Source organism: Agrococcus sp. AC640b (genome assembly GCF_979255995.1).
In genome coordinates this window covers 13,749-26,472 of record NZ_CEEDMM010000022.1, presented here as the reverse complement: position 1 = coordinate 26,472, position 12,724 = coordinate 13,749, and the positions used below count along the sequence as shown (strand labels likewise).

13 protein-coding genes are annotated in these 12,724 nt (G+C 73.2%); 7 read left to right on the top strand and 6 right to left on the bottom strand.

The genetic code is table 11. The features are described from left to right. Positions 1–37: 37 nt before the first annotated feature. Together ACZ6H8_RS10430 and ACZ6H8_RS10425 are read left to right on the top strand one after the other, a co-directional pair. Positions 38–1,282 (top strand): CaiB/BaiF CoA transferase family protein, encoded by a 1,245-nt coding sequence (locus ACZ6H8_RS10430; protein ID WP_464146740.1) that lies wholly within the window; start codon positions 38–40, stop codon positions 1,280–1,282. After that, the gene (locus ACZ6H8_RS10425; RefSeq protein ID WP_464146739.1) at positions 1,279–2,436 is read left to right on the top strand and encodes an acyl-CoA dehydrogenase family protein; all 1,158 of its coding nucleotides are present in this window, start codon (positions 1,279–1,281) and stop codon (positions 2,434–2,436) included. Before ACZ6H8_RS10430 ends, ACZ6H8_RS10425 begins: the two co-directional genes overlap by 4 nt. A gap of 21 nt (positions 2,437–2,457) precedes the next feature. Here ACZ6H8_RS10425 and ACZ6H8_RS10420 read toward each other — a convergent pair whose 3' ends face one another. The 3 genes from ACZ6H8_RS10420 to ACZ6H8_RS10410 all read right to left on the bottom strand — a co-directional run bounded on the left by ACZ6H8_RS10420 (position 2,458) and on the right by ACZ6H8_RS10410 (position 5,272). Next, the gene (locus tag ACZ6H8_RS10420; protein WP_464146737.1) at positions 2,458–3,030 is read right to left on the bottom strand and encodes a DinB family protein; all 573 of its coding nucleotides are present in this window, start codon (positions 3,028–3,030) and stop codon (positions 2,458–2,460) included. A 245-nt stretch (positions 3,031–3,275) separates the two neighbouring features. Then, the gene (locus tag ACZ6H8_RS10415) at positions 3,276–4,418 is read right to left on the bottom strand and encodes an AI-2E family transporter (protein WP_464146736.1); all 1,143 of its coding nucleotides are present in this window, start codon (positions 4,416–4,418) and stop codon (positions 3,276–3,278) included. Between the two features lie 98 nt (positions 4,419–4,516). Continuing rightward, positions 4,517–5,272: a methyltransferase domain-containing protein gene (locus tag ACZ6H8_RS10410; RefSeq protein WP_464146735.1), complete on the bottom strand. Its 756-nt coding sequence runs from the start codon at positions 5,270–5,272 to the stop codon at positions 4,517–4,519. A gap of 80 nt (positions 5,273–5,352) precedes the next feature. Between ACZ6H8_RS10410 and ACZ6H8_RS10405 the strand changes: the two genes are divergently transcribed. The 3 genes from ACZ6H8_RS10405 (at position 5,353) to ACZ6H8_RS10395 (ending at position 8,146) form a co-directional block, all read left to right on the top strand. Then, entirely contained in the window at positions 5,353–5,805 is a 453-nt protein-coding gene (locus ACZ6H8_RS10405) for a GNAT family N-acetyltransferase (RefSeq protein WP_464146734.1), read from the top strand. A 307-nt stretch (positions 5,806–6,112) separates the two neighbouring features. Then, complete coding sequence (locus tag ACZ6H8_RS10400) at positions 6,113–7,711, top strand: ATP-binding cassette domain-containing protein (RefSeq protein ID WP_464146733.1); 1,599 nt, start codon at positions 6,113–6,115, stop codon at positions 7,709–7,711. A gap of 15 nt (positions 7,712–7,726) precedes the next feature. Next, positions 7,727–8,146 (top strand): HipA domain-containing protein, encoded by a 420-nt coding sequence (locus tag ACZ6H8_RS10395; protein ID WP_464146761.1) that lies wholly within the window; start codon positions 7,727–7,729, stop codon positions 8,144–8,146. A gap of 25 nt (positions 8,147–8,171) precedes the next feature. Here the strand turns inward: ACZ6H8_RS10395 and ACZ6H8_RS10390 are convergent, their stop codons facing one another. Then, entirely contained in the window at positions 8,172–8,786 is a 615-nt protein-coding gene (locus tag ACZ6H8_RS10390; protein WP_464146732.1) for a TetR/AcrR family transcriptional regulator, read from the bottom strand. Positions 8,787–8,990: 204 nt separating this feature from the next. Here ACZ6H8_RS10390 and ACZ6H8_RS10385 point away from each other — a divergent pair, with 204 nt between their 5' ends. After that, positions 8,991–10,484 (top strand): MDR family MFS transporter, encoded by a 1,494-nt coding sequence (locus ACZ6H8_RS10385; RefSeq protein ID WP_464146731.1) that lies wholly within the window; start codon positions 8,991–8,993, stop codon positions 10,482–10,484. An 84-nt stretch (positions 10,485–10,568) separates the two neighbouring features. Here ACZ6H8_RS10385 and ACZ6H8_RS10380 read toward each other — a convergent pair whose 3' ends face one another. After that, positions 10,569–11,087, bottom strand: a complete 519-nt coding sequence (locus ACZ6H8_RS10380) for a GNAT family N-acetyltransferase (RefSeq protein WP_464146730.1) — start codon at positions 11,085–11,087, stop codon at positions 10,569–10,571. A gap of 96 nt (positions 11,088–11,183) precedes the next feature. Here ACZ6H8_RS10380 and ACZ6H8_RS10375 point away from each other — a divergent pair, with 96 nt between their 5' ends. Beyond that, on the top strand, positions 11,184–12,059 hold the full coding sequence (locus ACZ6H8_RS10375) for a helix-turn-helix transcriptional regulator (RefSeq protein WP_464146728.1): 876 nt from the start codon (positions 11,184–11,186) through the stop codon (positions 12,057–12,059). Between the two features lie 70 nt (positions 12,060–12,129). Here the strand turns inward: ACZ6H8_RS10375 and ACZ6H8_RS10370 are convergent, their stop codons facing one another. Beyond that, positions 12,130–12,708, bottom strand: coding sequence for a DapH/DapD/GlmU-related protein (locus ACZ6H8_RS10370; RefSeq protein ID WP_464146727.1), 579 nt, complete (start codon positions 12,706–12,708; stop codon positions 12,130–12,132). Between the last annotated feature and the right edge of the window lie 16 nt (positions 12,709–12,724).

Genomic DNA, 12,724 nt, shown 5'->3' with positions numbered 1-12,724 from the left:
CCGGCATGCTGGGCTGCACACACGACGAAGGAGTGCGATGCACGAGGCACCGCTGGCGGACATCCTCGTCGCCGACCTCTCGCGCGTGCTCGCGGGCCCCCTCGTCGGCCAGACGCTCGCCGACCTCGGCGCGCGCGTGATCAAGGTCGAGCGGCCCGGCACCGGCGACGACACCCGATCGTGGTCGCCGCCGAGCTCCGCGACCGGATCGACGTACTTCGACAGCGCCAACCGCGGCAAGGAGTCCGTCGCGCTCGACCTCGCAGACCCCGCCGATCGGGCGCTCGCCGCCGAGCTCGTCGCCCGCGCCGACGTCGTGATCGAGAACTTCACGCCAGGCACGAGCGCTCGTCTCGGGCTCGACCGCGATGCGCTGCTCGCCGCGCACCCCCGGCTCGTGTGGTGCTCGATCAGCGGCTACGGCAGGGCGCCGGGCGGGGCCGACCGGGCGGGGTACGACTTCGTCATCCAGGCCGTCAGCGGCCTCATGCACGTCACGGGCGAGGCCGACGGGCCGCCCACGAAGGCGGGCGTCGCGCTCGTCGACGTGCTCACGGGCAAGGACGCGACCGCCGGCATCCTCGCCGCGCTGCTGCGGCGCGAGCGCACGGGCGTCGGCGGACTCGTGGAGGTCGCGCTGCTGACGAGCGCGCAGGCGGCGCTCGTGAACCAGCTGCAGGCGGTGCTGGGCGCGCCGACGCTCGACCCCCGCGACCGCGGCGGCGTGCTGCACCCGGCTGCCGAGCCCTCGCGCGCCGGCAGCGCGCATCCGTCGATCGCGCCGTACCAGCTGCTCGCCACCGCGGATGCGCCGCTCGCGGTCGCGGTCGGCAACGACGGGCAGTTCCGCAGGTTCTGCGCGGTGCTGGGGGTGCCTGCGCTCGCCGACGACGCACGATTCGCGACGAACGCCGAGCGCGTCGCGCACCGCGACGCGCTCGTGCCGCTGCTCCAGGACGCCCTCGCGCACGCGTCGGCCGAGGCGTGGGAGGAGCGGCTGCTCGAGGCCGGGCTCGTCGCCGGTCGCGTGCGCACGATCTCCGAGGGGCTCGCGCTCGCCCGCGACGTCGGCCTCGACCCCACTCGCGAGCTGCACGGCAGCACGGGCCACGGCTCGACGCTCGCCTCGCCCATCCGCATCGACGGCGACGCCGGCACCTCCCCCATCCCCCCGCCGCTGCTGGGCGAGCACGACGAGACCCTGCGAGCCTGGCTCGCCCACCCCGACCCCCTCCGCCCGAGAACCTCAGATCTTCGGACACCGACGACTGGAGCACCGTGACCACCGACCTGCTCGACATCGAAGCGCTGCTCTCCGACGAGGAGCGCGCCGTGCGCACGCGCGTGCGCGCGCTCGTCGACCGCGAGATCCGCCCGCACATCGCCGACTGGTTCGACGCCGCGCACTTCCCCACCGAGATCATCCCCGCGCTCGCCGCCGAGGGACTGCTGGGCATGCACATCCAAGGGCATGGATGCGCGGGCCGATCGAGCGTCGAGTACGGCATCGCCATGCAGGAGCTCGAGGCCGGCGACAGCGGCATCCGCACGTTCGCATCGGTGCAGGGCTCGCTCGCGATGAGCGCCATCGCGAAGCACGGCAGCGCCGAGCAGCAGGCGGCGTGGCTGCCGCGCATGGCCAAGGGCGAGGCGATCGGCTGCTTCGGCCTCACCGAGCCGAACGCGGGCAGCGACCCGGGCGCGATGCAGACGTTCGCGCGCCGCGACGGCGACGACTGGATCCTCGACGGCGCGAAGCGCTGGATCGGCCTCGCCTCCATCGCCGACCTCGCCGTGATCTGGGCGCAGACCGACGACGGCGTGCGCGGGTTCCTCGTCGAGACCTCGAGTCCCGGGTTCACGGCGACGCCCATCGCGCAGAAGCTGTCGATGCGGGCGAGCATCCAGTGCGACATCGCCCTCGACGGCGTGCGCGTGCCCGAGTCGATGCGCCTGCCGGAGGCACGCGGGCTGCGAGCGCCGTTCGAGTGCCTCAATGAGGCGAGGTTCGGGATCGCGTGGGGCGCGCTGGGCGCGGCGCGCGACTCGCTCGAGGTCGCGCTCGCCTACGCAGGCGAGCGGCAGGTGTTCGGCAGGCCGCTGTCTGCGATGCAGCTGACGCAGCAGCGCCTCGCCGAGATGGCGCTCGAGCTGCAGCAGTGCCAGCTGCTCGCGCTGCACCTCGGCAGGCGCAAGGATGCGGGTCTGCTCGAGCCGCACCAGATCTCGATGGGCAAGCTCGCCTCGTGCCGTGCCGCGATCCGCATCAGTCGCGAGGCGCGCGCCATCCTCGGCGGCAACGGCATCACCCTCGACCTGTCGCCCATGCGGCACGCGGCCAACCTCGAGAGCGTGCGCACCTACGAGGGCACCGACGAGGTGCACACCCTCGTCGTCGGGCAGGCGCTCACCGGCATCGCGGCGTTCCGCGGGTAGCGGGGCGGGAGCGCGACCGGCTCAGCGGCGGCCGCGCGCCTCGTCGCCTGCGAAGAGCAGCGCGAACGGGCTGTTGCCCGCGAGGCCCGCTGCGGAGTCCGACGTCGTCCACCGCTCGAGGTGCGCGGCGATCGCGGGCAGCGCCGGCTCGGGGATGTCGTGCATCTCGAACCCGACGCCGAGGTCGACGTGCGTGAGCTCGAGCCATGCGAGGTGATCGCTCGCGCACAGCTCATCGCCGTCGTCGCTGGGCACGCGCGCGCTCGGCTGCGCGTCGAGCCTGCGCACCACCATGGTCAGCGTCGTCGACAGCGCGTCGACGAGGTCGGCGGCCGGGACCTTCAGCAGCGAGTCGCTCGCGAGCCGCTGCGTGGGGTCGTCGGTCGGCGAGGCCGTCACGCGCCGCGCGTGGCGGATGAGTCGTGCGATCACGTGCCGACGCGTGCCGAGCCCGCTCGCGGCCGGATGCAGCAGCTCGACGTCGCCGAGGCGCATGGTCGCGCCGAGCAGGCGATGCGTCGACAGCCGCACCTGCTGCAGCAGCAGGGCGGCGTCGGGCTCGGCTCGGTGGATCGACTCCCGGTGCGGTGCCATGGTCATCTCCGACCCCCTCCATCCAGCGCGCGCCGCTCGTGCGGCGCTGCGCGAGGCACGGGGCATTCGCGGGTCGGGTGATGCTCGTCGACTGCGGATGCTGCGTGCCGACTCATAGCCAATCGGCAACCACCCACACCCGCCAGGCGTTGACACCGTCGGTCGAAGATGCTTCACCGCGTGCGCGCCCCCGCCGATGGGCGGGGGACAGGCCTCGCGCGTCGCCCTGAAGCATCCTCCGCGCGTCAGACGGCCTCTGGCCGCTTCTGCCTGAACATCCGCGCAGGCGTGTCCGGGCCGTCCCAGACCTGCGTGATGCCCCATGCGACCGCGGCGATCGGCACCGACAGCACCGCGCCGACGATGCCGCCCAGCACGGTCCCGATGGTCAGGGCGATGAGGATGACGAGGGCATGCAGCTTCAGCGAGCGCCCCATGACGACCGGCTGCAGGAAGTTGCCCTCCAGCTGGTTCACGAGCACGACGGCACCCAGCACGATCAGCGCCGTGACGAGGTCGTTGGCCACGAGCGCCACGAGCGTCGCGAGCGCGCCGGCGACCGTGGCACCGACGAGCGGGATGAACGCGAGCAGGAAGACCAGCACGGCGAGCGGCAGCGCCAGCGGCACCTGCAGGATCGCGAGCGCGAGGCCGATGCCGATCGCGTCGACGGCGGCGACGGTCGCGGTGCCGCGCACGTAGCCGCCGAGGGTGTCGACCGTCTTGTCGCCGATGCGCTGCGCACGAGCGTACGACCGGCCCTCGAACGGGCGCAGCAGGAACTCCCAGATCCTCGGGCCGTCCTTCAGGAAGAAGAACAGCACGACGATCATGAGCACGAGGCCCGTGAGGAAGTTCGCGGCCGCGCTCACGCCTGCGAGCGCGCCGGAGCCGAACTGCGCGCTCGTGACGAAGTCGATGACCGTGTCGCGGAACTCGGTGATCTGATCGTCGGTCGGCGCGAAGGGCAGCGTCGACACCCACTCGACGACCTGGTCGAAGCCGGCGACGGCCTGGTCTCGCAGCTCGCCGAACTGGTTGCGCACGGCGTTGACGATGAGCGTGACGACCCCGCCGAGCACGACGACGATCGCGAGCAGCGCGAGGATGGTCGCGAGGATCGACGGCACGCCCTTGCGGCGCATCCACGTCATCGCGGGCGCGAACGCCGACGCGAGGATGAGCGCGAGCACCACGGGGATGATGACGAGCGTCAGCTGCGTCATCGCGAACACGAGGCCTGCGACGACGATGAGCACGAGGATGATCTGCAGGGCGCGCGTGGCGAGCCTGCCGAACGAGTCGCCCCACAGCGACCACGGCGGGCGGGCAGCGCGCTGCACGACCTCGGTCGGACCCGTGGGCCCCTTGTGCTGGAACAGTCCCATGCATCCCCCTCGCGGAATGCCTCCACGGTAGCCGCGGCTGCTGGGCTGGCGGCGCAGGCGCAGCGAGGTGGCGGCGCGCGGGTGGATGCGGTAGGCCCTCAGCTGGGCTTGCGGGCGCGCACGAGATGCCGGGTGGCGTGCGCGACGAGCTCGCCGCCTGCGCGCAGCTCGGCGTCGATGGCGCGCAGCGCCGCGTCGTCGCGATCGACGTCGAACCCGGGCACCCACCAGACGCACTTCCGCAGGATCCACACGACGGCGCCGACGTCGGCGAACGTCATGCGCAGCCTGGCGGTGAGGAGGTCGTCGACCTCGAGACCCGCGGCGCGGGCGTCGCTCGCCTCCCGGTGCGGGTCGCGGCCGGCGCGCTGCGAGGGCGTGGGTGCCACGAAGCGCTCGACGAGCTCGAAGGCCGACTCGGCGCCGACGTGCTGGCCGAGGTAGGTGCCGCCCGGCTCGAGCACGCGGTGGATCTCGTGCCAGTCGGGAGCGACGGGATGCCGTGACGAGACGAGCGCGAACGACGCGTCGGCGAACGGCAGCGGTGCCCCCGGGCTCGCGTGCACCACGTCGACGCCGCGCGGCTCGAGCCGAGCCCGCGCCCGGTCGAGGTTCGGCGCCCACCCTTCCGTCGCCGCCATTCGCGGCGGCAGCGTGGGCGCCTCGTCGACGACCTCGCCGCCTCCCGTGTCGAGGTCGAGCGCCGACGGCGCGGCTGCGAGCGCCGCCGCCAGCAGGCGCGCGTAGCCCCACGGCGGTCGCTCCTCGGTGGCGCGGCCGTCGAGGAAGCCGAAGCCCCATCCGTCGACGTCGGCGGCGAGGGCCTCGGCGACGAGCTCGTCGTAGGGACGCATGCGTCGATCCTCGCAGGCGTCGGCTCGGGTTCGGCGCGCGGATCCGCTGCCGCGTCGGTCGTCGTCGCTAGCGTGGCCGCGTGACCGACGACGCCCTCGCCTCCGGCTACCGCATGCTGCTCGAGCCGCCCACGATCGACGAGTACAGGCGGCTGCGTGCGGTGAGCGGCCTGTCGCCGAAGTCGGCCGGGCAGGCCGAGGGGGCGATCGCAGGCACGTGGACGTGGCGCACGGTGCGCCGCGTCGACGGCTCGCCCGACGGCTCGCCCGCCGGCGAGGCCGTGGCGATGGGCCGCGTCATCGGCGACGGTGGCTGGTACTTCCTCGTCGCCGACATGGCGACGCTGCCCGAGCATCAGGGCAAGAGCATCGGCACGGCGGTGCTGCGCTCGCTGCTGGCCGAGATCCGCGAGCGCGCCGAGCCCGGCGCCTACGTCACGCTCACGGCCGATCCCCCGGGCCGACGCCTCTACGAGGCGCACGGCTTCGACGACGTCGCACCCGCTCGCACGGGCATGTCGCTGCTGACCTGAGCCTCGCCCCCGGCGAGCCGCGTCGCGCTGCGGACGACGCTCGTCGCGTCGACTGGTCACTCGATGCATCCGACTGGTCGCTCGGTGCTGCCACGAGCGACCAGTCACGCCCGAGCCCGTCTGGCGCACGCGGCAGCCAGCGGGTATCGTCGCCTCCCGACCAGCCCGCGGTGAGAGCGCGGCGGCAGCACGACACGAAGACGAGAGCATGACGGACACCCTCCGCGCCGCGACCATCGCGCGCTGAGCAGCGGCACACGCACCGCATCGGTCCTCAGCGCGCCCACACGCGCTCACGGAGGACACCGTGTCTTCGATCATCCAGCTCACCCATGTCTGCGTCGTCTGGCCAGACGGCGCCGTCGCGCTCGACGACGTCTCCGGCACGTTCGGCGCAGGCTCCACGGGCCTCGTCGGCCGCAACGGCACCGGCAAGACGACCCTGCTGCGCCTCATCGCAGGCGACCTCGACCCCACGTCCGGCACCGTGCAGACCAGCGGCGCCGTCGCGATGCTGCCGCAGTCGCTGCCGTCGCATCCGGGCACCGTCGCGGATGCGCTCGGCATCGCGAGCATCCGCGACGCGATCGCCGCGATCGAGCGCGGCGACGTGCGCCCCGCGCGCTTCGACGCCGTCGGCGACCGCTGGGGCGTGGATGCCGAGGCGCTCGCAGCGCTCGCCGTCGCAGGCGTCGACGGCGACGAGGCGCTGCTCGATCGGCCGATGCGCTCGATGTCCGGCGGGGAGGCGATCCGCGTGGGTCTCGCGAGCATCCGCATGTCGGGTGCGCCGATCGCGTTGCTCGACGAGCCGTCGAACAACCTCGACGCCGACGCCCGCGCCGCCCTGATCGCGGCGATCCGCGACTGGCCGGGCACGCTCGTCGTCGCGAGCCACGACCGAGCGCTGCTCGAGCACGTCGACCGCATCGCCGAGGTGCACGGTCACGAGCTGCGCACGTTCGACGGCGCGTGGCCCGTGTACGAGGAGGCGATCGCGATCGAGCAGGCCGCCGCCCGCAGGCACCTGCAGGACGCCGAGCAGCACCATCGCCGCGAGCGGGCCGACCGCATCGCGGCGCACGAGCGCAGGCAGCAGGCGGAGGCGGCCGGTCGGCGGAAGCAGGCGGCAGGCGGCATCCCGAAGATCATGGCCAACGGCCTGCGGATGCGGTCGGAGCAGACGACCGCATCCAGCAGGCGCCTGCACCTGGGCCGCGAGGCGTCGGCGCTCGCATCGATCGCGTCGGCGGAGGAGGCGGTGCGCGACGACCGCTCGATCCGCATCGCGATGCCCGAGACGCGAGTGCCAGGCGGCACGACCGTGCTCGAGCTCGCCGGGCCTCACGCTCCGATCGTGGTGGGCGGGCCCGAGCGCATCGCGCTCGCCGGAGCGAACGGCTCGGGCAAGACCACGCTGCTGCACGCCATCCGGTCGTGGCCGCAGCCGCCGGAGCGGGCCGCCGTCGCCACGGTCGCGCACCGCATCCCGGAGCTCGGGATGCTGACGCAGCGCACCGACGTCGACGAGCACGCGACGCTCGTGGAGGTGCTGCGGCAGGCGAACCCGCATGCGACGCCGCACGCTGCGCGAGCGATGCTCGCGCGGTTCCTGTTCCGTGGCGACGACGGCGATCGGCTCGCGGCCGGCCTCTCCGGCGGGGAGCGCCTGCGTCTGGCGCTCGCCCGCCTGCTGCTCGCCGACCCCGCGCCGCGGCTGCTGCTGCTCGACGAGCCCACGAACGACCTCGACGTGGAAGCCCTCGGCCACCTCGTGGAGGCGCTCGCCGGCTTCGAGGGCGCGCTCATCGTGGTGAGCCACGACGAGCGGTTCCTCGCCGACGTCGGCATCACCAGACGGTGGACCGTGGAGGAGGGAGCGCTGCGCGACCGCCAGGTGGGATGAGACGCACGAGCCGCCATCTCCACCTGCGCGATCGCGCAATCTGGCACCTGCAGATGCCAGATCGCGCGGATCGCGCTGACGGTGCTCGTGAACGACGTCGATGACCACTGGCGGAACCACGGATTCCTTCGAGGCGCCGACCGCTGGCGTCTCGCTCCCGTGTTCGACGTCAACCCGGACGCGGGCGCGGGCCAGCTCCGCTCGCGGCCGATCGCGCCCACCGACGATCCGCGAGATCGCTCGATCGCGAGCCTGCTTGGCATCGCCGATGCGCATCGACTCGACGACGATGCAGCGCGCGCCATCCTGCGACGCGTCGCGCAGGCGGTCGATCAGTGGGAAGCGGTCGCAGCGGACCTGGGCCTCCCCCTCTCGCAGATCGACGCGATGCGGCCCGCGTTCGACGAGGAGCAGCGGGCGGTCGCCCGCTCGTGACGAGCGGGACGCGCAGCGTCGACCCTCAGACCGACTCGCATCCCATGAGCGCGGCGAGCGCGCGGTCGTAGATCGCCTGCAGGCGCGCCTCCGGGCCGTCGGCGGAGGCACGCACCCACTCCTCGATCGCGAGGCGGATGAGCACCGACTGCCACTCGACGAGCGCCCGCACCTGCAGCTCGCCGCGACCCGTCGCGGCGACGAGGTCGGCGACGAACCGCTCGTCGCGCTCGTGCTCCTGCCCCAGCGCGGCGGCGAGCAGCGCCGGCTCGTCGCCGATGAGCCTGCGCACGCGCAGGTGACGCCGGTGGCCCTCGCCATTCGCCTCGAGATCGACCATCTGCTCGCGCCAGAACGCGACGAGCTGCGGCCGCAGCGGCTGGGTCGCGTCGAGTGCGGAGACCGCGGCGGCCATGGCGCCCGTGATCTCCTCGTCGTCGAGCACCGCCTGCTCCTTCGTGCCGCACAGCCGGTAGAAGGTGCGCGGCGAGATGCCGGCGGCGGCGGCGATGTCCTCGACCGTCGTGGCGGCGACGCCCTGCCGCTCGAAGAGGTCGAGGGCGGCGTCGGCGACCTCGGCACGGGTCTGCGATCGTCGTCGCTCGCGCAGGTCGATGCTCGCCGTCTCCTGGATGGTCATGACGACATGCTACGGTAGTGCGCGCCGTGTTGGCAGTCACTGCCAACTCGGCACCACGCGCAGATCGACGGGGCTCTGCGCGGGCGGCACCCTTCGAGGCTCACTCCGCTCGCACCTCAGGGAGCGGGCGTGGCCTTCGCTCCCACCCAGGGGCGGGGAACGCCGCACAGACGCAGACGAGACGCAGCGCAGAACGAGGAACCGATGACCAGCCCCACCTCCACCGCCTCCATCCCCACGGTGGCGCCCACCACGGCGAGCCCCGCCGCGCCGCCGCGGCCCGGCCCCGTGCTCGCGCTGCTCGTCGCGAGCGCGTTCGTCGTCATCCTCAACGAGACGATCATGGGCGTCGCGATCCCGCAGCTCACGGTCGACCTCGGCATCACGACGAGCTCGGCGCAGTGGCTCACCACGGGCTTCCTGCTCACGATGGCGATCGTCATCCCCACGACGGGCTTCCTGCTGCAGCGCTTCCCGCTGCGCACGCTGTTCTTCGTCGCCATGGGCCTGTTCACGGCCGGCACGCTCATCGCCGCGCTCGCTCCGGGCTTCGGCATGCTGCTCGTGGGCCGCATCGTGCAGGCTGCGGGCACGGCCATCATGATGCCGCTGCTGTTCACGACGGTGCTCTCGGTGGTCCCGCCGGAGCGGCGCGGCCGCTTCATGGGCGTCGTGTCGGTCGTCATCGCCGTCGCGCCCGCGGTCGGGCCGACGGTGTCTGGCCTCATCCTCTCGGCGTTCGAGTGGCGTTGGCTGTTCGTGTTCGTGCTGCCGATCGCCGTGCTGTCGCTCGTGCTCGGCTCGATCTTCGTGCGCAACCTCACCGAGACGCGTGCGAGCCACCTCGACGTCGTGTCGATCCCGCTCGCCGCGATCGGCTTCGGCGGACTCGTGTTCGGGCTCTCGACGATCGGCGAGTCGGCAGAGGGGCACGCGGCCGTGCCGGTGTGGATCCCCCTCGCGATCGGCGTCCTCTCGCTCGGTGCCTTCGTGTGGCGGCAGCTCGCGCTCGGCGCGACCGACCGCGTGCTGCTCAACCTGTCGGTGTTCCGCACCCGGTCGTTCGCGATCGCCGTCGTGCTCGTGATCGTCGTGTTCGCGGTGCTGCTGGGCACCCTCATCCTGCTGCCGCTGTACCTGCAGAACGTGCTCGGCCTCGACACGCTCGCGACGGGCCTCATGCTGCTGCCCGGCGGCGTGCTCATGGGCGTGCTCGCCCCGATCGTCGGCAACCTCTTCGACCGCTTCGGTCCCAGGCCCCTCGTGCTGCCCGCCGCGATCGTGACGAGCGGTGCGCTGTGGTGGATGACGACGCTCGACGCCGACTCGACCGTGCCGACCATCATCGCGATGCACCTCGTGCTGAACGCCGGCCTCGCGTTCATGTTCACGCCGCTGCTCACCTCGGCGCTCGGCTCGCTGCCGCGTCGCCTCTACTCGCACGGCTCGGCGATCATGTCGACGCTGCAGCAGGTCGCGGGCGCGGCGGGCACGGCACTGTTCGTCACCCTCATGGCGGTGGGTGCATCCGCCGCCGTGGCCGAGGGAGCGACCGACGCGGCAGCCGCGACCGCCGACGGCGTGCACCTCGCGTTCGTCGTCGGGGCGAGCCTGTCGCTCGCGGCGGTCGTGCTCGCTGCGTTCGTGCGCGGCGGCTCGGCGCCTGCTGAGGATGCGGTGCCGGTCACGCAGCGCTGACCCGCGACGCGGATGCGCACCTGAGCGGGCCTTCGAGGGTGCATGCCACTCGACGGCCCGCTCAGGTGCGCATCTGCGCGGCCGTCACCGCGTGCGTCGCTGCCAGCGCACCTCGCCGTCGACGACCTCGTCGCTCACGAGGAGCCCGAGACGACGGGCGATGCTCGCGGACGCTGCATGCTCGGGATGGATGTGGGCTCGGAGCACGGCGACCCCCTGCTCCTGGAGCCACGCGGTCATCGCGAGCGCGGCCTCCGTCGCGATCCCCCGCCCCTGCGCCTCCACACCCACGACCCATGCGACCTCGCCGACGAGGTCGTCGCCCTCGATCGTGCACGTCGCCTGCACGGTGCCGACCGCACGGCTGGTCTCGCGCTCGCGCACGATCCAGTTGAGCCAGCCGGCGTCGCCCGCCGGCGACGCCCCTGCCGCCTGCGCGCGGAAGCGCCGCTCGAGCGTCGCGCGGCTCGGGGGCTCGCCGCCGGTGAACGCGTGCAGGGCGGGTGCCGCGAGCACCGACACCATCTCGGCGGCGTGCTGCGTCGTCAGCGGCTCGAGCATCAGACGCGGGGTCTCCAAGAGCGTCAGGGTCGGCCAGGCCATGGGTCGATCGTGCCAGACCGGTCCGCGTGCTCGCCGCCGGGCGGCGGGGAGTGCCAGACCCTCCCATCCGCGTCGGCGCGGTCGTACCGTGGAGCCATGGGAGACATGCGTCGCGAGATCCGCGAGTTCCTCACGACCCGGCGCGCCCGCATCACGCCGGAGCAGGCGGGCCTGCCCGCGTACGGCGGCAACCGCCGCGTCGCGGGGCTGCGCCGCGAGGAGGTCGCGATGCTCACGGGCGTCTCGGTCGACTACTACGTGCGCCTCGAGCGCGGCAACCTCGGCGGCGCGTCCGAGAGCGTGCTCGACGCCCTCGCGCGCACGCTGCAGCTCGACGAGGCCGAGCGCATGCACCTGCACGACCTCGCACGCTCGGTCGCGCCGTCGCGCAAGGCGCCCACGCCTGCCGCGACGACCGTGCGGCCCGCGGTGCTGCAGGTGCTCGACGCCATCACGGGCCCCGCGTGGGTGCGCAACGGCAGGCACGACATCATCGCGGCGAACGCGATGGGGCGCGCGCTGTACCAGCCGGTGTTCGACGATCCGCATCGCCCGGTCAACACGACGCGCTTCACGTACCTGAACCCTGCGGCGCGCACGTTCTGGCGCGACTACGATCGCATCGCGAACGACAGCGCCGCGATGCTGCGCATGGAGGCGGGCCGCTCGCCGCACGACCCCGACCTCATCCGCCTCGTCGGCGAGCTGTCGACGCAGAGCGAGACGTTCCGCGAGCGGTGGGCGTCGCGCGACGTGCACCTGCACCGCTCGGGCCGCAAGCGCCTGCACCACCCGGTCGTCGGCGACCTCGACCTCGACTACGAGTCGATGGACCTGCCCAGCGAGCCGGGCCTCGTGCTCAACGTCTACACGGCGCCCGCCGACACGCCGTCTGCCGATGCGCTGCGCCTGCTGGCGTCATGGGTCGCGACGCACGACGCCGAGCCCGCGAGGGCGACCGCCGAGGCCTGACGCCCCGATCCCCGCGCGTACGTCGGTCGCGCGGCGCAGGGCGCGGGTCGTCGGCGCGGCGATGCACCGATCACTCGATCGTGCGCACGACCTTGGCAGGCGACCCGACCGCGACGACGCGTGCAGGCACGTCGCGCGTGACGATCGACCCGGCGCCGATCACGGCGTCGTCGCCGATCGTCACGCCCGGCAGCACCGTGACACGCGCGCCGAGCCACACGTTCCTGCCCAGCACGACGGGTGCCGGGATGAGGTCGGCGCGGCGGTCGGGGGCCATGCCGTGCTGCAGCGTGGCGATGATCGCGTCGTGGCCGATGAGGCAGTCGTCGCCGATCGTGATGCCGCCCTGATCCTGGAAGCGGCACCCGGCGTTGATGAAGACGCGTCGCCCGATCGTCGTGTTCCTGCCGAAGTCGGAGGTGAACGGCGGGAAGAGCGCGACGGAGTCGTCGACGGGCGAGCCGATGAGCGCGGACAGCAGCTCGCGCACGCGCGCGGGCTCGTGGTAGCCGCCGTTGAGCTCGCCCGTGATGCGCAGCGCCTCCTGGCTCGTGGCGTGCATGACGGCGTGCAGCGGCGACCCTCCCGGGATCGTCTCGCCCGCGTCGAGCGCGGTCAGCAGGTCGTCGAGGGTCGGTGCGTCGGTCATGGGTCGTCTCCTCGTC